The 20,037-nt window shown below is 43.2% G+C and carries 19 protein-coding genes; all 19 read right to left on the minus strand.

What is annotated here, in order from left to right:
* Window positions 1–7 precede the first annotated feature (7 nt).
* From Q8R38_05690 to Q8R38_05780, 19 genes are read right to left on the minus strand one after another with little or no spacing between them, the layout of a single operon-like run.
* A complete protein-coding gene (locus Q8R38_05690; GenBank protein ID MDP3791514.1) occupies window positions 8–1,132 on the minus strand; it encodes a glycosyltransferase family 4 protein in 1,125 nt (374 codons plus the stop codon).
* Window positions 1,129–2,613, minus strand: a complete 1,485-nt coding sequence (locus Q8R38_05695) for a radical SAM protein (protein ID MDP3791515.1) — start codon at window positions 2,611–2,613, stop codon at window positions 1,129–1,131. The genes Q8R38_05690 and Q8R38_05695 overlap by 4 nt, the downstream gene beginning before the upstream one ends.
* Window positions 2,610–3,716 (minus strand): glycosyltransferase family 4 protein, encoded by a 1,107-nt coding sequence (locus tag Q8R38_05700; protein MDP3791516.1) that lies wholly within the window; start codon window positions 3,714–3,716, stop codon window positions 2,610–2,612. The genes Q8R38_05695 and Q8R38_05700 overlap by 4 nt, the downstream gene beginning before the upstream one ends.
* A complete protein-coding gene (locus tag Q8R38_05705) occupies window positions 3,717–4,661 on the minus strand; it encodes a glycosyltransferase family 2 protein (GenBank protein MDP3791517.1) in 945 nt (314 codons plus the stop codon).
* 23 nt (window positions 4,662–4,684) lie between these two features.
* Complete coding sequence (locus Q8R38_05710; protein ID MDP3791518.1) at window positions 4,685–5,479, minus strand: class I SAM-dependent methyltransferase; 795 nt, start codon at window positions 5,477–5,479, stop codon at window positions 4,685–4,687.
* Complete coding sequence (locus tag Q8R38_05715; protein MDP3791519.1) at window positions 5,446–6,258, minus strand: inositol monophosphatase family protein; 813 nt, start codon at window positions 6,256–6,258, stop codon at window positions 5,446–5,448. The genes Q8R38_05710 and Q8R38_05715 overlap by 34 nt, the downstream gene beginning before the upstream one ends.
* Window positions 6,258–7,181: a phosphoglycerate dehydrogenase gene (locus tag Q8R38_05720; protein ID MDP3791520.1), complete on the minus strand. Its 924-nt coding sequence runs from the start codon at window positions 7,179–7,181 to the stop codon at window positions 6,258–6,260. Before Q8R38_05720 ends, Q8R38_05715 begins: the two co-directional genes overlap by 1 nt.
* A 7-nt stretch (window positions 7,182–7,188) precedes the next feature.
* Window positions 7,189–7,800: an SIS domain-containing protein gene (locus tag Q8R38_05725; protein ID MDP3791521.1), complete on the minus strand. Its 612-nt coding sequence runs from the start codon at window positions 7,798–7,800 to the stop codon at window positions 7,189–7,191.
* 15 nt (window positions 7,801–7,815) lie between these two features.
* Window positions 7,816–8,544: an FkbM family methyltransferase gene (locus Q8R38_05730; GenBank protein MDP3791522.1), complete on the minus strand. Its 729-nt coding sequence runs from the start codon at window positions 8,542–8,544 to the stop codon at window positions 7,816–7,818.
* 24 nt (window positions 8,545–8,568) lie between these two features.
* The gene (locus tag Q8R38_05735; protein MDP3791523.1) at window positions 8,569–10,098 is read right to left on the minus strand and encodes a radical SAM protein; all 1,530 of its coding nucleotides are present in this window, start codon (window positions 10,096–10,098) and stop codon (window positions 8,569–8,571) included.
* A gap of 5 nt (window positions 10,099–10,103) precedes the next feature.
* Window positions 10,104–11,111: a hypothetical protein gene (locus Q8R38_05740; GenBank protein MDP3791524.1), complete on the minus strand. Its 1,008-nt coding sequence runs from the start codon at window positions 11,109–11,111 to the stop codon at window positions 10,104–10,106.
* Window positions 11,108–12,178, minus strand: a complete 1,071-nt coding sequence (locus Q8R38_05745) for a Gfo/Idh/MocA family oxidoreductase (GenBank protein ID MDP3791525.1) — start codon at window positions 12,176–12,178, stop codon at window positions 11,108–11,110. Before Q8R38_05745 ends, Q8R38_05740 begins: the two co-directional genes overlap by 4 nt.
* Entirely contained in the window at window positions 12,175–13,671 is a 1,497-nt protein-coding gene (locus tag Q8R38_05750; GenBank protein ID MDP3791526.1) for a radical SAM protein, read from the minus strand. The genes Q8R38_05745 and Q8R38_05750 overlap by 4 nt, the downstream gene beginning before the upstream one ends.
* Window positions 13,658–14,488 (minus strand): glycyl-radical enzyme activating protein, encoded by an 831-nt coding sequence (locus Q8R38_05755; GenBank protein ID MDP3791527.1) that lies wholly within the window; start codon window positions 14,486–14,488, stop codon window positions 13,658–13,660. Before Q8R38_05755 ends, Q8R38_05750 begins: the two co-directional genes overlap by 14 nt.
* Window positions 14,485–16,470 (minus strand): pyruvate formate lyase family protein, encoded by a 1,986-nt coding sequence (locus Q8R38_05760; protein ID MDP3791528.1) that lies wholly within the window; start codon window positions 16,468–16,470, stop codon window positions 14,485–14,487. Before Q8R38_05760 ends, Q8R38_05755 begins: the two co-directional genes overlap by 4 nt.
* A 17-nt stretch (window positions 16,471–16,487) precedes the next feature.
* The gene (locus tag Q8R38_05765; GenBank protein MDP3791529.1) at window positions 16,488–17,261 is read right to left on the minus strand and encodes an SDR family oxidoreductase; all 774 of its coding nucleotides are present in this window, start codon (window positions 17,259–17,261) and stop codon (window positions 16,488–16,490) included.
* Window positions 17,258–18,016 (minus strand): 3-deoxy-manno-octulosonate cytidylyltransferase, encoded by a 759-nt coding sequence (locus tag Q8R38_05770; protein MDP3791530.1) that lies wholly within the window; start codon window positions 18,014–18,016, stop codon window positions 17,258–17,260. The genes Q8R38_05765 and Q8R38_05770 overlap by 4 nt, the downstream gene beginning before the upstream one ends.
* Window positions 18,013–18,774 carry an aldolase/citrate lyase family protein gene (locus Q8R38_05775; protein ID MDP3791531.1) on the minus strand — a complete coding sequence of 254 codons (762 nt, stop codon included), beginning with the start codon at window positions 18,772–18,774 and terminating at the stop codon, window positions 18,013–18,015. The genes Q8R38_05770 and Q8R38_05775 overlap by 4 nt, the downstream gene beginning before the upstream one ends.
* A 2-nt stretch (window positions 18,775–18,776) precedes the next feature.
* Entirely contained in the window at window positions 18,777–19,982 is a 1,206-nt protein-coding gene (locus tag Q8R38_05780; protein ID MDP3791532.1) for a hypothetical protein, read from the minus strand.
* Between the last annotated feature and the right edge of the window lie 55 nt (window positions 19,983–20,037).

A 20,037-nucleotide genomic window follows, 5' to 3' on the forward strand; every position in this document is an offset into this window, starting at 1 on the left:
CGTTAAATCATCCCCCGATCTCAGAGTATATCTTATCGTACTCGGCCGCCATTGCGTCCATTGTAAAACATCTCTTAACACCATCCTGAGATTTATTTGCGACATCCGAGTAAAACTTTGCGTCCTTAAGACATCTTATCAGGTTTTCAGCATATGCATCCGCGCCATCTCCGCTTATTTTAATGCCGATGCCGTGCCTTTCAAGCTCGTCCAACGGCGCGATATTGCCGTATATTACAGGCTTGCCTAATACGGCTAATTCGAGTAAAACAAGCGGTATCTCTAAAATTCCTACCATCGGGCGCCTTACAGGCATGATGCCTGCCGCGCAACTATTAAAAAGCGCGGGCATATCCTCAACAGTATCCAGCAACGTAAAGTTTTCTACGCCATTATTTTTCAGCAATACGGCAAACTCTTTCTTTAGCTTCGCGTCTTCTTTCGTCCTCACGCGGCATGCCATCACGAATTCGGCATTTCGTATTTTTTTCGTAACCAGTAAAGCTATTTTCAGTAGCTCAGAAAATGAGTAGGAGTCATTTAATATCTTATATGTGCCCGGATATATTACGCGTGGTAAAGGCGCGTGTTTTAAATCGGAACCGCGCGGCGCGCCAAACCGCTGCGTCTCGACTCCCGGATAGACCCTGATTACATTTTTCACGCCGAGTGCGGTAAGTTTTTCTTTAGCGTAATCGGAGTGCACCACTACACGGTCGGCAAAGAATAAAGACGATATCGGCACGTTAGCGTTCTTATTAAATAAAGTATGTATCGAAGTTAATATCTGCACCGATTTCTTTCCATTCTTTTTTACGAATCTACTGTAAAAGCCGGAAAAATACGGCTGCGGAGTGATAAAAAATTGGAACACGTCTATTTTTTTAGCGATTAAGACTGTTATAAATAGCACATAAAGCTTCTGCAGAATCGACATGCTGTGCCTGCCCGGCTTCTGGAAAAGCGAAGGAATAAATGCTATGTTTGTTTCCGGAGCAAATTTATTTCCAAGCGATGACACAAAATAAAATAAATGCTTTTTTATGCGCTGCGCAATACCCATGACAATATTTTTCGCGCCATCATTGTAAGGCGGACTGATAGGGGCCATTGTTATCGTAAATATCTTCACTTTTTCCGCGCCTTTGGACTGATAAATACGTCCTTTAATCTTGATGCGATACCTGATTCGACTATCACCTTTTGAAATATTTCCGTGTAGTAAAGCCGCGCAAGGATCTTGCTGATAAAAACCGGCAGCCCTATGCCACTGAATATGTTTTCCATCTCAGCTGAAAATTTAAGTTTTGTTTTCAGGGTATGTTTTTTCGCTTTTTTATTAAATTCATTATATAATTTTTTTCTTAAGCCGGCTGACATTTCAGGGGTCTCAAACACAGGGTTATTGACCCAGTGCGAAGAATGATTAAGATATGTTTCTTCTTTCTCTCTGAAATATTTGTTCTGTTTGACCCATTCATAAAGCTCGGTTCCGGGAAACGGTATGGGGTTATAAAATCTTATATCAAATACCGGATATTTAACGGCCAATTGCAAAGATTCATAGGCGTCTTTTTCGGTCTCATGAGGCAGGCCCAATATAAAAAACAAAGTGACCATATAACCAAGGCCACATGCGTCGCTTATGGCCTTTTCCACGTCTGAAAGCTTTTCGCCCTTCTTAATAATGCTCAGCATCTTTTCGCTGCCGCTCTCTACGCCAAAAGCCAGGTAATTAAAACCCGCTTCCTTCATTGCGATAAGAGTTTGTTTGTCTATTGTATCTGCTCTTATCCCATTTCTGCAGCTTAGTATGAGCCCGGAGAGTTTTCTTTTTTTGATATCAGCGCATATATCCAATACCCTCTGTTTCTGAAAAGAAAAGTTGTCATCCACTATGTTGAATATCCTCATACCGTCTTTTTTATACCAGTACTCAATTTCGTCGACGACCGAAGACGGCGACCTTGTCCTTAACTTTCTCCCTATCGTGACCTTAACCGGACAAAATATGCAGCTATAAGGGCAACCTCTGCTTGTCAAAAGCGGTATGAAGCGTGGGTACTTATCCTTTTCTAAATATTCGTACTTTGGGAAGCCTATGTTATCAAGATCGATCTTGAAATCCCTGTCTCCGGAATACAGAACCTTGCCGCCTTCCCTGTAAAGCAACCCCTTTATCTCTTCCGGATTTTTCATACCGCTGCATAGTTCCAATATAGTATCTTCGCCTTCAAGCGCAACGCCATAATCTATTGAAATGCATTCTTCAAGGGTCCGCGCCCTAAAAGTGGATATGTGCGGCCCGCCTGCCACTATCTTTATATTTTTAAAGCTATCTTTTATAAAATCGGCAAGCGCATAATGATCCCTATATTTGAAGCTCATCATACTTATGCCGATAAGGTCCGGATTGAACGAGCTTATGGACTCAAGAAGATCCCTATTGCTATAACCAAGGGACATGTCAAAGACCTTATGCGCTATTTTTCCTTTCTTTAACGATTCGGAAATATAGCCCAGGCCTGCCGGCAGCCCCACATATTCATAATGCGACTGCTTATAGTTCGGCCGTATCAGCAATACTCTTTTATAAGCATTTAAAGGCTTCATCGCTTCTCCATGAGCTGTGCATACTGAGCAAGATAGTCGCCCGCTATCCTGTCCCAGCTGAAATTATACATGACATATTCTCTGGATTTTTTTGCCAGGTCCAGCCTTAAATCCGGCCTGGAAAGCAATGAACTCACGGTTTCGGCAAAAGCATTGTAATCGCCTTCCTTTATAAGAATCCCGTTTTTATTGTTATGCAGGGCTTCCGCGATACCATCCACTTCATACGCTACAACAGGCAGAGCATTCATCCCGGCCTCAAGCACAACCAAACCAAAACCTTCAGCGTCATCCTTTACCTTAATATTAGGCATTACAAAAACATCGCTTGCCGTAAATAATGCATTATAAAGACCGCTGTCATGTTCAACGTATCCCAGCCTGTGCGCCTTTCCGAAGAATCCCGACCTTCTAATGGCATTATCTATCTCGGGCGCCTGCGGACCATCGCCTGCCACCAAAAAAAGTATATCTTTGTTTTTTTCATTGATCCTCGGCATCCCCTCTTCAATAAACTCTTTTATGCCCTTTTTTGGCACGAGCCTGGAAACAGAAAGAATAATCTTTTTATCTGTTAACATAATCCCAAAATGCGCCGCTATTGCCCTACGGGCAATATCTTTGTCCAAACAGTTATTAATACGGCCCTTTATATCAATGCCATTGGGTATGACCGCAAGCTTATTCTCCGGAATGCCCCGCGCGGCCAGCCTTTCTTTTATATAATTGCTTACACAAATTATCCTATCGAGCTTTTTTGCCGGACACAATACTAAAAGATCGTACAAAATACCCGCATACGCCGAATCCCTTCCGTGCGATACAGACAGAACGGGCTTATTGAATAATATCTTGAGTAAAAATCCGAGAGGAGAAAGCACCAGGTCGCCTAGCTGAATAACATCCACCTTATTTGTAATTACCAATAAAACCGATACCATAAAGGCGTATGCCATAAAAAGCGGTAGAAAGAGCTGCGAGTGCCCCCATGCTATCAAATACACCTTATTACCTGCGGCAATACTGTCATAAAATTGCCTGCTTTGGGTCTGCATCCCGCCTATGCTGGGTGGAAATTTACGCGTTATATATAAAATGTTCATTTAAGGCTTAGACTGCTCCTTTCTCTGCCTATACAGGATCTCTTCCGATAGTTTCCTGTTAGCGGCAATAATATCAGCCAGAAGACCTGTAAATATCAGCTGAGCTCCTATTATGGTCAGGATCAGCGCCAGGATAAGAGATTGCACGTGCCCGCCCCTCTTTACTCCGAAAAAGAAGAAATACAGGTATCTGCCACCTAATATGGCTGCACCGCCTAAGAATAACGACCCTATCTTAACAAAGAACTTCATCGGCTCATACATAAGATATATGCGCAATATCGTTGCAATGGACCTCAGAATATATGAGGCGGTATTTTTAATCAATCGCGATTCCCGCAGCTTTGGGTTTGCTTTTATATCTATATGCGCCACAGGGATTTCCTTCCTCCCCGCCTGAATCACCGTTTCCAAAGTATAGGTGTAAGTAGAAAATACATTTAACCGCAATGCAGCTTCTCTCGTATAAGCCCTGAATCCGCTTGTCACATCGGGGATAGCGGTATTCGAGAACTTCCTGACCACCCAGCTTCCGAGCTGCTGCAAGACTTTTTTCAGCAACGAAAAATGCTGTATCGCGAACATGTCCCTGCAGCCTATGGTAATCTCTGCCTTGCCGTTTAATATAGGCCCTATAAGCCGCGGAATATCCTCGCCCTTGTACTGATTATCGCCATCCGTATTCACTATTATATCTGCGCCAAGAGCTAGGCTCTTTTCCAAGCCTCTCCTGAATGCCTCGGCCAACCCCCTATGCGAAGGCATGTCTACTATATAATCAACGCCCAGTTTTTTTGCGGTTTCAACGGTAGCATCGCCGCTCCCGTCATTTATGACTAATATTTTAATATCGTCGATACCTTTTATCCTTCTTGGTATGCTGTTTATAACTACCGGTAAAGTATTCTCTTCGTTATAACACGGTATCTGAACTACGAGTTTCATCTTTCACCTCTCAATTTAGTAAATCATTTTTCTAAAATAAACAAATTACTTCCAGCGCAAATATATGGAAAAAACTTTTCTAAAATATTACCCCATTTAACTGCAAGCTTGCTTTCGCCGTCATACGTATTTTTGTCTCTAAAGAAAGATGAAAATTCCACCAAAGAAAATGTATGATCTATCGGCTTATGAAGGACTACCCTATACCCTGCTTCATTAAATTTTGCCATTAATTTTTTCGGGGCAAAATATTTCTGATAATAATACACCTTCTTTTCTTTTGAAAAAATACTCCTTAAAAATGGAGATCTCTTCAGCCATACAATCGGGCTCTTAATGATAGTAAAAATATTTCTGTGAGGAACCGTTACAAGCGCTGTCCCCCCTTTTTTAAGCACCCTATACGCTTCCCTTAAGGCAGCATTCGGACCTTCTATGAAATGCTCAATCACCCCGAATGAGATATATGTATCTAAACTTTCGTCCTGAAACGGCAATGTCCTGACGTCGGCTGTGGCTAAACGAATATCGGGGTTGTAACTTTTCGCCTGCCTTATAGTAGGTTCGTTGTAATCGATACCTATTATATTGTAACCTTTGGAACGAAGATATCCCACCCACTGCCCCAGGCCGCATCCTGCTTCCAGCACTAATCCCTTTTTCGGAAGATAATTGAGATATACGTCGATTATCTTTTTGACTCTAGGATAATCGAATATTTCATTGATGGATTTAAGGTCCACCTTGCTCCAATTAAGTTCCCACGACTTCTTGGTATCTGATTCTATTTTCTTACAGAGCTCTCTTTGAATATCCATTTTTTATCTTTCAAATTCTGTCTGAATAACCGCCTGTTAGAGGCGTATACTGAAAAAGTGTTTTCTTTTGCCAGAGGCAGCATCTGAACCTTTCCGCCAGCCCCGGTAACAATTGCAACCCCAGCGGCGACGTCCCATAGCATTATATTATTTTCACGGTAAACATCCGCTCTGCCTGCCGCGACATAGGCTAGCGACAAAGCAGCGGACCCGATCAAACGGACTTTTTTATAGCTTTGAATTTGCTTGGTAAATTTTAATATACCGCCGGATGAAAAATCGGCGCTCACTGGAAAACCCGTACAAAGTACGGCGTTTGCTTCTTTGGAAACAGCGCTCACTCTTATCCGTCTTTGGTTCAAGAACGCAATTTTACCGGCTATGCCGGAAAAAAGTTCATTTTTATTGAAGTCGTAAATTACTCCCAACAAAGGCTCCTCGCCCCTCCACAGACCTACAGAAACGCAGCTTATAGGAATCCCGCGTAAAAAATTCATAGTTCCATCAAGCGGGTCAATAATCCAAAGAAAACGCTTTTCAGAATTTCCCGGCAGAAACCCTCTTTCTTCTGTAAGAATATCAAATTCAGATTTGGCTCTTAACATATTTACGATGATCTTTTCTGAATGTAAATCAGCGGAGATCTTTACATCTTTCCCGAGATCGGCCAGGATTTTATTGTCTTTTATTTTCGTCCGAGACAAAAACGCGCCGGCGCCGCGCGCCGCCTTTTCAGCGATAAATAACCATTTCTCTAGCTCATGCATTTCCCTAGTCATTAATATTTCCTTAAAGCTTCGATAAGGTTTTTGACCGCTTCCATTTCCATCCGCTTTCTACACTCAACCGTGTAAGAACCAACGTGGGGGGTAAGCATAACTTGCGGATATTTTATCAACGGCCCAGCATATGGCTCCTCTTCAAATACATCAAGCCATGCCCCTGCAATGCGTTTTTCCTCCAGCGCCTTTACGAGAGCGTCTTCATTTACAGCTCCGCCGCGTGCCGCATTAAGGATAAATGCGCCTTTTTTTATCTTCCGCAATTCATTCTTTCCAATAATACAATTGTTCCCACTGGAATGTATACTGATAATATCGGCTTCTGACAATGCCTTCTCAAGCGATAGGGTTGTTACATTAGCATCGCTATTCTTTATAAGCGGGTCTACTACCAATACCCTTACTCTAAAAGGTATAAGCAGCTGGCTTAATCTTCTGCCTATGCGCCCAAAACCTACGATTACCACTGTCTTCCCTTCAAGCAGGAAGCCTATCCGCTTGGCCCATCTGCCTTTATGAAGTTCATTGTCCATAAAAGGCACGGCCCTTATAAGACTCAGTATGGCTGCCAGTGTAAGTTCGGCAACAGAATTTACTGGAGCGTCCGGAGTTGAACATACTGTAATTCCTAATTCCTCGGCTGCCGCAAGATCCACATTAGACATCCCGGAACCACATCTGGATATAACCTTTAATCTGGATTTAGACATTATTTCTTTGTCTAGAATTTCTAATCCTGCAATCAAACCTGTTATGCCCTTTGACAATAATCCTAACAGTTCAGGTTTTGTTAGCCGGCGCTTATAAGGATTATCCATTACTTCACACCCTGCATTTTTAAGCATATCTAAGGGTTCCGTGTCAGTAGCTGCAAAAGATGAGGTGCTTATAAGTATCTTTTCTCCGAAAAATTGCTTCATACAAACATTATCCTTTTCGTTTTTTAAACCACATCCAGGTATAGATAAGATGGTCCATTATCATGTGGATATCCTCAACGGGCCCATATTCGCCTTTCGGCGTATTCACATGTACGCAGATATCGCTTATTTCCTTTAATTTACCTCCGTCAAAGCCGACAAGGCCTATAACTCTGCCTCCTCGTTTTTTGACCCATCTTGCGGCATTTACAACATTAGGGGAATTGCCGCTTGCCGAAATGGCTACAAGCTTATCGCCCCGCTTGTAATAGAGATTGAGCTGTCTGATAAAAATATTGTCATAACCGGAATCGTTTGCAATGGCAGTTATGGATGAAACATTGTCGGTAAGAGATATTGCGCGAAACGGCAGCTTCTCATCCTTGCGCGTCCCTAATCCAAAATCGTTTGCCATGTGCGAAGCCGTTGATGCAGAGCCGCCGTTGCCTATGAAAAACACGGTATTGCGATTTTTATGCGCCTTGTCAAATTCCCTGACGATACCTTCTATCACACCCATGTCAAGCCGGTCCATCAGGCCGCACAGATACCTGAAATAACCCTTGCTGAACTGGTGTATATCGGCCGAGTTATTAAAAAGAGTTTCTATATTTTCCATAATCCTCTTCGCCTTTCATTTTTGCCTTATAAAGATAAGATTTGAATACTTATCGTCAAGACGGTGCTGTTGAGATTTTTCAAACCCGATGGCTGTCAGGAAATTTGTTATTTTACTATACCGCTCCGTATCGGATTCAATCAATATACTTTTTACTCTGGGGAGTAATTTCACGGCCCCCTGCAATATCTCATATTCATTACCATCAACATCAAGTTTTATATGATCTATCTGCGGCAAGTTGAATTCCTCCGCAAAATCATCCAGCGAGTAAGAAAGAACGTGCTGGATCCAGTTATCGCCTATTACTGTATTTACAATAGTATTGCAAGATCCGCCTTCGGACGTCTGATTATATGAAAAAGCGTTTATGCGCTTATCGCTGTACAAGGCGATATTAAACGGAATAATACTGGTAAACCTGTTTGCTAGTATGTTTTTCTCCAGCATATAAAAATTAAAAATGGACGGCTCAAAGGCATAAACAAGCCTGCAGTATCTGGATGCTACCAAAGAGTACGCGCCTACGTTGGCCCCGATATCAACAAAAACGTCATTTTTCCCGAACGTTTCTATCCATTTTATGGTCCCCGGTTCCTTGGCGCATGAATTAAGGCGCAGATTATCACACATCAGGATATCGAATTTCGCGTAATCTAATTTATGAATGATTTTAATCTTTTTGATTGTGTCCGCTACAATAGATTTTGACCTGTTTTTTAAAGAATTCCACGATAGCTTCATTCAGATATCCTCCTAAGCAAGTTACTATGCCTTCTCTTTGGTAAAATCCCAAACTGCCTCTTTTCTGGTGATAAAGTAAAAGATTTTCCTCAAAAGACTATAAAGCCTGCGGGAAAACACGCTATCATTTTCTGCCAGACCAATCAATGGATAAAATATTTTGGGTAATTTTAAATACATCTGAAAAGTTTTGAAAATACCGTTCAGCTCTTTTCTGGACACGTCTTTTAAGTTAAGGCAGGAGTCTGTCCTGTAACCGTCCTCGAACTCTCTTTCTTTTGATATATCAAAAATATTTTCTTGAACACACAGGCCTCTAACCTTTGTGCCGCGATAGGGATGTAAAAAGGTAAGCGTGGTAGTCGTAGGGTTGGCCTTCCGGTTTAATTCAATGGTTTCAAATATATTTTTCCTGGTCTCATGCGGTATACCTATGATATTGAAAGATGAGCTGCGCACTTTATATTTATGCGCCAATTTAAAAACATTGATAATATGCTCATCGGAACAACGACGCTCAAAAATCTCTTCCCTTATTTTTGGATTACCGGACTCGAGCCCGACGCAAATATTGCGGCAGCCGGCGTCAACAAGTTTGGCAAACTGTTTCTCTCGGACCAGCTCTGCGTGTAAACTTACATTGAAAGGGATCTTTACGTTCTTTTTATAAAGACGACAGAACTCGTCCAAAACATCCTCTTTGTGCAGAGGAAAAATATCATCTACAAAGAACGCAAAATTAAGATTATATTTTTCCTTGCATTCCGCTATCTCTTTAACCGCCAGATCCGGGCGTTTTATACGATATAGCGCACCCTTGTTTTTATAGATATTGGACAGGGCAAAATTGGCGCAATAAGTACAGCGGAAAAGACAACCGCGCGTGAGAGAAAATATACCCATGCGGTACATCTTACCCCCCAGGGGACGTATTAAATGGCGCTCGTCAAACAAGCTCCAGTCAGGTTGCAGCAAAGAATCCAGATCGATGAGCGACCGCACATCATTACGATAGACTTTCCCATTGTGTTTTATCCATATATTGCCGACGTTTAGGATGTCTTTGCCTTCAGCGAATTTTGAGCACAATTCCGGAACGGCTTCTTCGCCTTCTCCGACGCAGATAGCATCCACGCAATCTTCAGCGATAACTTCCTCGGGAGAAAAAGTGACCGTAGGTCCGCCGAACAAAACAAAGATATTCTTATAGTCCCTCTTTATCGCCCTCGCAAGCTCTAAACCAAAACGGTAATTAGGGTCAACGACGCTGATACCGACGACATCCGGAACGCACTTTTCTATTTTTTTAAAAAGTTCGCCGATAACATCCGCCTCCTGCTCAATAATATTGTATTCAGAGAAGTCGGGATTACGCACCTGCAGAGAATATGCCCTTAATTGATCATCGCTGACGCCGCTACCGCATTTCACAAAAGTCGTGTCAAAAACATCCACCTGATGCCCGGCGGCCTTAAGATAAGAGATTAGATATCCTACCCCCAGCGGCATGCGGGTCGTCATCGTTTTATTGGGATATATAAGTAAAATCTTCATAATCCTTACTTTTTTATTGCCGCGATCCTCACATGTGAACTTAATTGAAAATGCTGCAAATACTCCTGAAGCGAGCGCAGAGACTCTTTGCCTCTATTATCAAAAATATATTTCCAAAAACCGTCGATAGATATACCACGATCTTTCTCGTACTCCCTCTTGACAGTCTCAACGTCAAACCTGCCCGGAGTGCTCACTTCGATTATTTCAAAACCGGCGTTTTTTATCCCGGAGATCATGGCCTCCAGCGACAATATGTTTAACCTGTCGGGGACTATAACGTTAGGAGAGATATCCCTCAAGACTTGATATTCAAACCCGCTTGCAGTAACGGACGTAATGATAAACAGGCCGTTCTTTGCGCAGGAACGATATGCTAAATCAAACAGATCCTTAGGCGAAAAAACCCTTTCTATTATTTCAAAGGCAGCGAAAATGTCCACCTTACCGGCGAATTCTCCGGTGTTTTTTAAAATTTTTGCGTTCTTTAACAACAGATCTTCTTGTTCATAGCACTGCGGCATCAATGAAATGGACGAAGAAAAGACACCGGATTCATTAAGTTCTTTTAGAAAATCCGGATACCTGGTGCCGTAATCTAAAAATATCCCTTTCTTGGAAAGATACTCTCCGACCAAATCGATAAGCCACTGGGTACGATAAGAAAAGACATTTTGTGCGCGCGTTTCCGAAGTTTTTTTGAAAAAAACTTCCCTAAGGAATTTTCCGGAACTGGAATCTTTATAGAAATTCCTCAGCGCTTCTTCGCTGGGACGCGGAGAAGCATACCAGGAACCGCAGATACCGCATACATGATAGGTAAAACCATTTTTAACAAAATGCCTCTCCTCTTTTTTAGACAGGCAACCCGGGCATTTAATATCCGTCAACAGCGATTTATCAGAAAAATATTGTTTTATGTCCTTAACAACCAGCTTCTTGTACTCATTGTAGATATGCTCTGGCCGAATCTCCGATTCTTTTAAATCATCTAAAAATACTACATTTCTCATATTTTCCCCCTTCCGCAAAGATCTGAAACACCGCCGGCATTTATGTTCTTATCATCGGCATATATCCTCTGGACCAGGTCCATTGTCTTTATCGCGTCATCCACCCCGCCATTAGTGATCGGCTTATCCTCTGCCACGCACTCTACAAACTCGCTGATCTCAGCTATCCAGGAGTCGTCGTCATCATAATAAACCATATTTTCCTGAGGATTAGGCATGGGGTAATTATTTTTGTCAAAAATACACCTGGCTATCTTTAATGTCTCCCTGCCATATGTCCGCGTTGAGGAAAGGATCCCGTCTATCTCCAAATACCCTTTTTCCATATATATCTCCAGCAGAAATTTATGCCTCCACTGTGTTGCCGAAGAATGAATCATCGCGGTCTGCCCGGTCCCGGCGTTGCGCAGCAACGCGAAGACATTATCCTCGACTTCCACCTTCCAGTACGAATTACCGACAAAGCTTTTAACCTCATCAAATTCTCCGCAAAAATAACGGAAGAGGTCGAGCATGTGGATCCCCTGGTCTATCAATATACCCCCTCCGGACAGCGCTTTCTTATTGCGCCAATCTAAATCATAACCGGCTCCTCCGGCTTTGCCATATATGCCACGCATCCACATTATATTCCCTAATCTGGCGCTCTTTACAATTGACCTGGCCTCTTTAACACCTTCGTGATAACGGTGGTTAAAACCGAATTTTACCTTTACCGAAGGATTGTTGACGGATGAGCGCTGAATCGCCTTTACATCTTCCAGGGTACAGCCTGGCGGTTTCTCGCTGAACACGTGAATCCCGCGCGATATAGCCTCAACGGCAATCTCCGGTATGTGCCGGTTATAAGAACATATGAACACGATATCCGGTTTTTTATCCAAAACTTTTCTAAAATCATCGAAAAACGGCACGCCCGGCTGCTGCCACACACCGGGGTTGATATCGCACACGCCCGTCAATTCAAGGGCGGGATGGCGATCGACGCATTCATGGCGTATCTTTCCCACCTTGCCGTAGCCGATAATCCCGACCTTATACTTTTTTTTCAATCTGTTCGTCGTCATTTTGTAAAATATTTATCCTGATAAATCTTCTTAAGCATATTGAACATGCGGTTGCCCTCATCGTCAAACTTTTCAGCTCTCTTTATCTGCTGCCAATATTCCTTCGGCATGCGGGCATATAAAGCAAACGTCCTTTGCAGTCCCCTTACCTCTTCTTTGGATAATTGAGGCATATCCAATGACACGTCTACGTTGATAGAGCCGGGGGTAAAACCCTCAGATATAAAGCCCTTTTCAACACAAAGTTTATACAAGGGTGTGCCGTGAAAAGGGGCGAAAGTAGCGGCATTTACAGTATCAAAAACAAGCTGACGGTTCAATCCAATAGTATCAAAAATCAGCTCCCGGGTTTCACCGGGGAATCCTATTATATTATTAACCGTTAAGGGTATTCCGACGTCGGCTATTATCTTCGATGCCTTTATCATCTTATCATTATCGAATCTTTTCTTTAGCACCTTCTTCCGAAACTCATCATTGCCGTGCTCGAGCCCCATGGACATGCGGTGGCACCCCACCTCTTTAAGTTTTTTTATCTTGTATTTAGTAATCACCTCGACTCGTGACTGCATCCAAAAAGGCAGTTTTATATCCGCATAAAAATCGATAAATTCTTCAAACTCATCATCGGTAAGAGTTAAAAAAGTATCGGAAGCAAAATAAACATATTCAGCATTCCATTTCTTTACCAAATACTGCACTTCTTCCTTGATCTTCTTCATGGATTTTTTCCTGAAAAATACTCCGGCATCACTGTCACGATACAGCTGTGAAGTCGACGGAGAATTACAAAAAGTGCAGGAATACGGACATCCCCTGTTAGTTTCTATCGGTATTGTCAAATATACCTTGCCTGCCATGGGGCGGAAAAATCTCTGCTTCTCAAATAAGTCGTAATCGGGAATTGGCAGCCCGTTCAGATCTATGGGCTTTTTTAATTTATTGACTATTATCCTGCCGTCTTTTTTGATGACCAGGTTCTCTACGCCAAAACAATCTTTGCCTTCCGACAAACGCTTGCACACCTCAATCAGGGCGTCTTCTCCTTCACCGCGGCATACCATGCTAATATTTTTGTTTGACAGGATAATTTCCGGCGCAAAAGTAGCGAATACCCCGCCGGCAAGAACAGGGATATCAAATCTTTCAATGGCTTTTATCATGCGAAGAGCGATCGGATATGTGCATTCCAGGATAGAAATGGTAATCAGGTCCGGCTTAAAATCCTGCACTTTTTTGACAAGATCGTCTTCAAAGAGCCCTTCATTAAGCCTTACGTCTCTTTCTCCATAATCAAAAGGACGGACCTGAAGATTTTCCTGCTTGGCATCATCCGATCCCCTCTCTTTTTTGTCGGCATAAAAAGTAGTATCAAACAAGTCCGCTTCAAAACCATTTTGCTTGAGTAAAGCTGTAAATATGCCGATAGAGATCGGCGGCGGATTTAAAAGTTTACCGTTGGGATATAAAAGCAAAGCTTTAAAAGGTTTCATATTTTAAGTTGGTTTTACCCAGCATGCCGTATTTCTCCGGCATCAGGACGTTAAAAGGTATATGTATTATATCTATAACCGGATCGACCGACCTTACAAACTCGTGTATTTGGGCCAGATTACCGGGAGTATCAGTGACTTTTGGAATCAGGGGCACCCTTACGGATACATGTTTCTTTGCCTCATGCAAACGCCTAAAATTATCCAAAATACATCCGTTTGACCTGCCTGTATATTTTTCATGAAGCTCGGGATCGATAAATTTCAGATCAAACAGGAAAAGATCGACAAAAGGCAAAATTTTCATGAAGGCTTCGGGCTCGGAATAACCGCTGGTATCCAAGGCCACGTTTATTCCGTTTTTCTCCGCAAGACTTGCCAATTCACAGGAAAAGTCTATCTGAAACAGCGGTTCGCCCCCGGAAATCGTTACCCCTCCTCCGGACATCTCATAATAACTTTTATCGCTAAGCGCCTGATGAATAATCTCCTCGGCTGGCAATTCCATGCCTGACCATAAAAGCGCTTTCAAACTGCAATTATTGACACACAAACCGCAACGATCGCAATCATCGCTTTTAAAAACAATCTTATCCTGCCAGTCAAAACATTTTTTCGAACAAAGCTCCACGCATCTGCGGCACCCTGCGCAACGCTCGCGCAAAAACAAGACCTCGGAAAACCGCGGGATATTTTCCGGATTATGGCACCAGACACAATTAAGGGGGCAGCCTTTTAAAAAAATCGTGGTACGGATGCCCGGCCCGTCATGCAGGGAAAACTTTTGTACCCTGGTAATAAAACCTTTTGCGCTCATTGCGCCCTCGCTATCACATGGTCCTGCATTTCTTTGCTTAACAAGACAAAGTAGTAAGAAAAACCCCAGACGCGGACGATAAGGTCTTTGTATCTATCGGGATGCTTTTGCGCGTCTAAAAGCTTTTGTTTATCCAAAATATTAATATTTAAAACACACCCCCCTTTTTGGCAAAACACTTTAACCAGAGATATCAGGATGCTCTCAGGATGCTCGATCTCTTTGAAAACCGTAAGCGGCAGATTTAAATGTAAAGTCGACCCAAATACCTGTTCACTTAAATTTAATTTACAAACGGAATTTATCACAGCGGTCGGACCTTTAAGAGCCGTACCGGGAGTAGGTGATATATGCTCCCCCACCAAAGAGCCGAATTCGCGACCGTCAGGCGTTGCGCCGACGCTATACGCCGTATGATTGAATAAATGATTATAAAGCCCCGGCAAGATTGGCCGTCCCGTGCGATCCTTATGCTCCTGCACCCATAAAGCGAATTTTCCGGCGATATCAACTGCCAGTTTATCCACGAAATCGTCATCATTACCGAACTTAGGGGCGCCCTTGCAAAGACCCTGCAAAACGCGATAATCCTGAAAATTATTACGCAGGGCCGAAAGAAGGTCTTCCCGGCAAATATTCTTTTTGTCATAGATTAAATATTTGACCGCCGCTAAGCTATTTACGGCCGTACCCAATGAACCTATGAAAAGCCCGTAAGTGTGATAACAGGACGGGTTTCTATATGGTTCCGTGGCATTTTCCAGAACATCAGGCATTGTTGCGGCGGTGAATAAACGCATGGGGTAAGCATCGCTGTTATAAGGGTCTTTAAGCATGACCCTTATCTGATATTTTATCTGTTTTAAATAAGCCTCATAGAATTCATCGAAGCTTTCCATTTTTAAAAAATCGCCTGTGCTCAGCCCTTTTCTAATAGGCGATCCTACATCAATTGAATCCTGCATCGAAGAATAATACTGCATCTTCTTTTTATCGGGAATATTCTCCGCACCATTAAACAGAACATGTTCGACGGCTTTAACGCAATCTATGTAACGAAACCAGGTCTCTCCGCACCCGTCGAGGATTATTTCAGAACAGCCGTCGTTACAATAGTTATAAGCGATTTTCTCAGGACGGCCGCATAGCTTTAATCCCTTAATAATAAAGTCGTCGTTAAATACGGTACATATGCCCCTGCCGGTAAGCTGCAGGCGAGCAACAAGTTCCAGCAGTCTCGGCGTACTATTCTTGTGTAAACGAACATTAATTTTTGGCTCGATGTATTTGTTGATGATCATGGATTCCAGAATGATGTAGCTGATGTCATTAGTCTGGTCGTTGCCATCTGCATCCTGCCCTGAAAGCATAATATTCTGTAAGGTGTCGCCTACCCCCGATCCGCGTTTTTCAAAACGAAACAAAAGTTCATCCACGATCTTTTTTGCTTCGTGGCAGGTAAGGATATTTCTTCCGACGTCATTCTTATAAAAATGGAAAAGATGCTGATCTGTGCGCCCGACAGTAGAAGTTCCTATCCGGAAGATCACGGCAAACCAGTAAAGCTGACATGCCTCGAGGAACGTCTGTGGGGCCCTTTCAGTCAAAGCAACACAAGTCTTATGGATTTCTTTTAACCCGAGTTTTTGCGCAGCCAAAGAGAATTTTTTCACGATCTCGATCACGGCCGAATAAACCTGTGCTATAAGCAACAGGTATTCCTTCTCATTGCCATTGAATTTTTGGGCATTGTCTAAAGCCTCTTTTTTAATTCCGGCAAATCCCAGAGAAAGAAGCCTGCGCATGCCCAGCGGGTAATGAAAGTTATCATGGTTGCGCGGCCAGACCGGATAAGGGGGAGAAACAAATGGACCGGCCAGATAAGAATCTGGGCCGACGTCTATCCCGATCTTATTAAGCCAGTCGAGATACATCTCATTATCCTTTTTAATAGTTTGGATGACAGTATTTGTTATAGGCATAATATTCCGATTACTAATTAAGCACAAAGGTATCCGCCGTCAACCGGTATTACGGCACCGTTGAGATAGTCGGACATCGGCGAAGATAAGAATATTACAATACCTTTTAGATCCTCGCCCTTCCCCCAGCGTCCCAGCGATATTCTTTGCAAGATCGCGGCGTTGCGTTTTTGATCCTGCTGCAGGGGCAATGTCAAATCCGTAGCCATAAAGCCCGGAGCTACAGCGTTAACATTGATGCCGTATTTGCCCAGTCCGTTGGCGAAGCTTTTAGTCAAGCCGATAATCCCGTGTTTCGACGCGACATAAGACGGCACTCTTAAACCGCCCTGAAAAGAAAGCATGGAGGCCAGATTGATAATCTTTCCGGATCTCTGTTTAATAAATATCTTAGCTGCCACCCTGGATAAATAAAACGGGACGGTTAAATTTATCTTCAGAACATCCTGCCAGTCGGTGTCGCTGAAATCCTCTACTTCACCGCGGCGGCTTATGCCCGCGCTATTAATAAGTATATCTAAACGGGAAAATTCTTTTTTCACCTGATTTACAACCTTCTCGAGGTCTTTCTCGGATGCCTGCAAAAGGTCGACCTTGATCCGTTCGAAAACAACGCCAAGCCTTTTTCCCAGTTTAGGCAAATAGTCGTTTTCCGAGCGATCCAGGGCAACGACATCGGCCCCGGCCTCAAGCAACCCTTCGGCAATTGACCGCCCCAACCCTTTTGAGGTACCGGTTATCAAAACGACTTTCCCCTTCAAACCAAATTTATCCAGCAACTTATTTTTCATAGGTTCCCGTAGCTCCTAAAAAAAGGATCGTTCTCCATGATCTTCGAGACCGCCTCGCGATCCTGCGGAGTATCGATCCCCTTAGTCTTATTGGGAGACAAGATCACCTTAACCTTGATCCCGGTTTCTATAAACCGCATCATGTCATCGGACTCGGCGATCTCCAGAGGCGTTTCTTTCATGGTTAAATACTTCAGCGCTATCTCCCTGGACAAGCCATAAAGTCCCAGCTGCTTGTAATGCCCGCGCGCCTTCCCGTAAGGGATGGGCAGGCGCGAGAAATATAGAGCAAACCCGTTTTGATCAAAAACCACCTTAACATTGTTGTAACTATTTATCTCCTCCTCGCCTTCCAAGATTTCAATAAGGTTAACGCAGAAAATGTCTTTCTCTTCAAGAAATGGTTTTACCAGTAAATCCAGCGTATCCGGGTCAAGCATGGGCTCATCGCCCTGTATGTTCAAAACAACGTCAAAAGCAATGCCGGCCTTATCCAGTTTCTGACAGGCTTCGGCAATGCGATCCGTGCAGCGCGTATGTTTGGAACTTGTCATGATCACCTTTGCGCCAAACGCCAAGGCCTTTTCTTTTATCTCGGTATCACAAGTAGCTATATAAATATCGCTGATATTTTTATTAAGCCTCGCCCGCCGCCAAACATGCTCTATCATGGTCTTGCCGCAGATATCCGCAAGAGGTTTCCCCGGGAAACGGCTTGATCCCATGCGGGCGGGGATCATAGCAATAATTTTCATAGACAACTCCTAATCTCCCTTAAACATTTTTTGGTATATTCGCCCAAAAAGAGAAAATCCACCCCAAAACCTATAAACTTAACCCCCTCCTTTACCCTCTCCTTGACCAAGACGGGCCGCGGCTCCACAACATGCTGGCCCATAAGATAACCAAACTTTTTTGATTTCCGATGGATCTCTTTAAGCGCAGACTTCACTCTGGTATCGGAAAAATCCCCAGGACAGCCCAGCGAAGCGGAAAGGTCATACAGCCCTATGATAAAACCATCCACGCCTTCAACGCTCATGATCTCTTCAAGATTTTCAACGGCTTTAATATGCTCCACCTGTACAATAACAATGCTTTTTTTCTGGTTCCAGTCCCTGTACTTTTTAAAATCAAGGCTATAACCCTGCGCACGGGTGAGCCCTGCCCCTCTTGTGCCAATAGGGGGATATTTCACAGCATTGACACACTTTTGGGCGTCAGCCTTTGAATTAACAAGCGGCACCAAAACACCGTGGGCTCCGGCATCCATAAATCTTTTAATAATATCATGATCATTCTGCCTGACCCGCACCAGTGGGGTTACCCCGCAAAGTTCGACCACCCTGATCAGTTCAGCAGCCTGGGCAAAAGAAAGCTGGCTATGCTCAGTGTCTACGACCAACCAGTCAAAACCTAACTTGGCCATGATCTCGGCAACCGCGCAGTCCGCGAGAGTAATCCATGTGCCTATCGTCACGGCGCCTTTGGCGAGCCTGTTCTTCAGATCCATATCTATCCCTTTCTTAGTTTTTTAAACTCATTCAAAATATCGTTTGCCATGTTTTCTATTATCGTATCCGGTTCGTTTCCGCCGGCAACCCATTTCCTGCAGAATTGGCTTATATCTTTGTGTGCGCAGCTTTTTTCCCCTCTTGCCTTTAAAAAAGCCAGAAGATCCTCATATTTATTACAGCAATTAAATCCGTCTTTAAATATATTTACAACTATACCGGCGGATTGCCAGAAATCCCCGATATCATATATAACGATCTTTCTGTGTCCTTCCGGCAAGAAGTCAAAAAACGCGCTTGTAATCATCGATATTATGAAATCTACGTGCTCTAAATAGCAGACCAGAGGGTCGTCCTCCAGGATGTAAAAATCATTAAACCCGACTTCTCTCATTACACGCCTTATCTTATCCTCATATCGGTACCTGGGGTGCGGTTTGATCAGAAGCGCCGCATTTCCCAGCTCTTTAACGGCCCTTACGACATCGGAGATATTCCTGTATTTTTCAGCGTCAGCCCTGCCTGTTTCCAGGTTCGGGCAGATATATAATATCCTGGTTTTGGACGATACACCCATCTGCCCAATGTTCTTTCTGACATCTTCCAAAAAAACTCTCTTAATGCTTTTTTTCCAGTTTATGTCATAACGCGGATCGCCGAAGACAAGTATCGGCGTATCCTTCTCGATATGTTCGGCGCAATATTTCTGCCTTTCATGTTCATGCGGGACATAGTACCTGTCAAAATTCAGCTGTTTTTGCTCAAGCTCCAGCGGATAACAGGGCAACCCGTTGAATATATCAAAGCTTTTAATACCCAATTCGTCCGATATTTTCTTTATATAATAACTTCCATAGGGATAATCGACATACTTCACAAGGCTTATGGTATCAAAAAATCCAATGGCGGGCGACAGCCCTGTCAACATTTCCCTTATGAATTTTTCTGTCATCTTGAGCTTCAATAATTTCGATCGCAGGCCTATGCATTTGTTTCGGAGGAACGCGCATTTTAAATATTTAAAAAATTCCACAAAGAGGCTTATGGTTCTTAAAATTAGATCTTTTCTCATGAAAAAGGAATAATCCATGACATTAAGTCCATAGGCCCGGATGATCTTCATCTGCGCCCTGGAAAGTCCGTCTCTATAATTATAATTCTGGTAAAACATAAGCGGCCTTGCGCCCTTCTCTTTCAAGCTTACCATAAGGGGCAGGCACCTCTCGATCCCGTTGCTTACATGGGACCAAAAAACAAAATCA

It is taken from the genome of Candidatus Omnitrophota bacterium (assembly GCA_030695905.1).
GTDB lineage: Bacteria > Omnitrophota > Gorgyraeia > 2-01-FULL-45-10 > 2-01-FULL-45-10 > CAZHPY01.

Coding starts and splice junctions, on each gene's coding strand:
- Q8R38_05700 (MDP3791516.1), bottom strand. CDS start 3,716: ATGAACATTTTATATATAACGCGTAAATTTCCACCCAGCATAGGCGGG.
- Q8R38_05780 (MDP3791532.1), bottom strand. CDS start 19,982: ATGGTAAGCTTGAAAGAGAAGGGCGCAAGGCCGCTTATGTTTTACCAG.
- Q8R38_05760 (MDP3791528.1), bottom strand. CDS start 16,470: ATGCCTATAACAAATACTGTCATCCAAACTATTAAAAAGGATAATGAG.
- Q8R38_05745 (MDP3791525.1), bottom strand. CDS start 12,178: ATGACGACGAACAGATTGAAAAAAAAGTATAAGGTCGGGATTATCGGC.
- Q8R38_05775 (MDP3791531.1), bottom strand. CDS start 18,774: ATGGATCTGAAGAACAGGCTCGCCAAAGGCGCCGTGACGATAGGCACA.
- Q8R38_05735 (MDP3791523.1), bottom strand. CDS start 10,098: ATGAAGATTTTACTTATATATCCCAATAAAACGATGACGACCCGCATG.
- Q8R38_05755 (MDP3791527.1), bottom strand. CDS start 14,488: ATGAGCGCAAAAGGTTTTATTACCAGGGTACAAAAGTTTTCCCTGCAT.
- Q8R38_05720 (MDP3791520.1), bottom strand. CDS start 7,181: ATGAAGCAATTTTTCGGAGAAAAGATACTTATAAGCACCTCATCTTTT.
- Q8R38_05695 (MDP3791515.1), bottom strand. CDS start 2,613: ATGAAGCCTTTAAATGCTTATAAAAGAGTATTGCTGATACGGCCGAAC.
- Q8R38_05750 (MDP3791526.1), bottom strand. CDS start 13,671: ATGAAACCTTTTAAAGCTTTGCTTTTATATCCCAACGGTAAACTTTTA.
- Q8R38_05740 (MDP3791524.1), bottom strand. CDS start 11,111: ATGAGAAATGTAGTATTTTTAGATGATTTAAAAGAATCGGAGATTCGG.
- Q8R38_05770 (MDP3791530.1), bottom strand. CDS start 18,016: ATGAAAATTATTGCTATGATCCCCGCCCGCATGGGATCAAGCCGTTTC.
- Q8R38_05705 (MDP3791517.1), bottom strand. CDS start 4,661: ATGAAACTCGTAGTTCAGATACCGTGTTATAACGAAGAGAATACTTTA.
- Q8R38_05715 (MDP3791519.1), bottom strand. CDS start 6,258: ATGACTAGGGAAATGCATGAGCTAGAGAAATGGTTATTTATCGCTGAA.
- Q8R38_05730 (MDP3791522.1), bottom strand. CDS start 8,544: ATGAAGCTATCGTGGAATTCTTTAAAAAACAGGTCAAAATCTATTGTA.
- Q8R38_05765 (MDP3791529.1), bottom strand. CDS start 17,261: ATGAAAAATAAGTTGCTGGATAAATTTGGTTTGAAGGGGAAAGTCGTT.
- Q8R38_05725 (MDP3791521.1), bottom strand. CDS start 7,800: ATGGAAAATATAGAAACTCTTTTTAATAACTCGGCCGATATACACCAG.
- Q8R38_05710 (MDP3791518.1), bottom strand. CDS start 5,479: ATGGATATTCAAAGAGAGCTCTGTAAGAAAATAGAATCAGATACCAAG.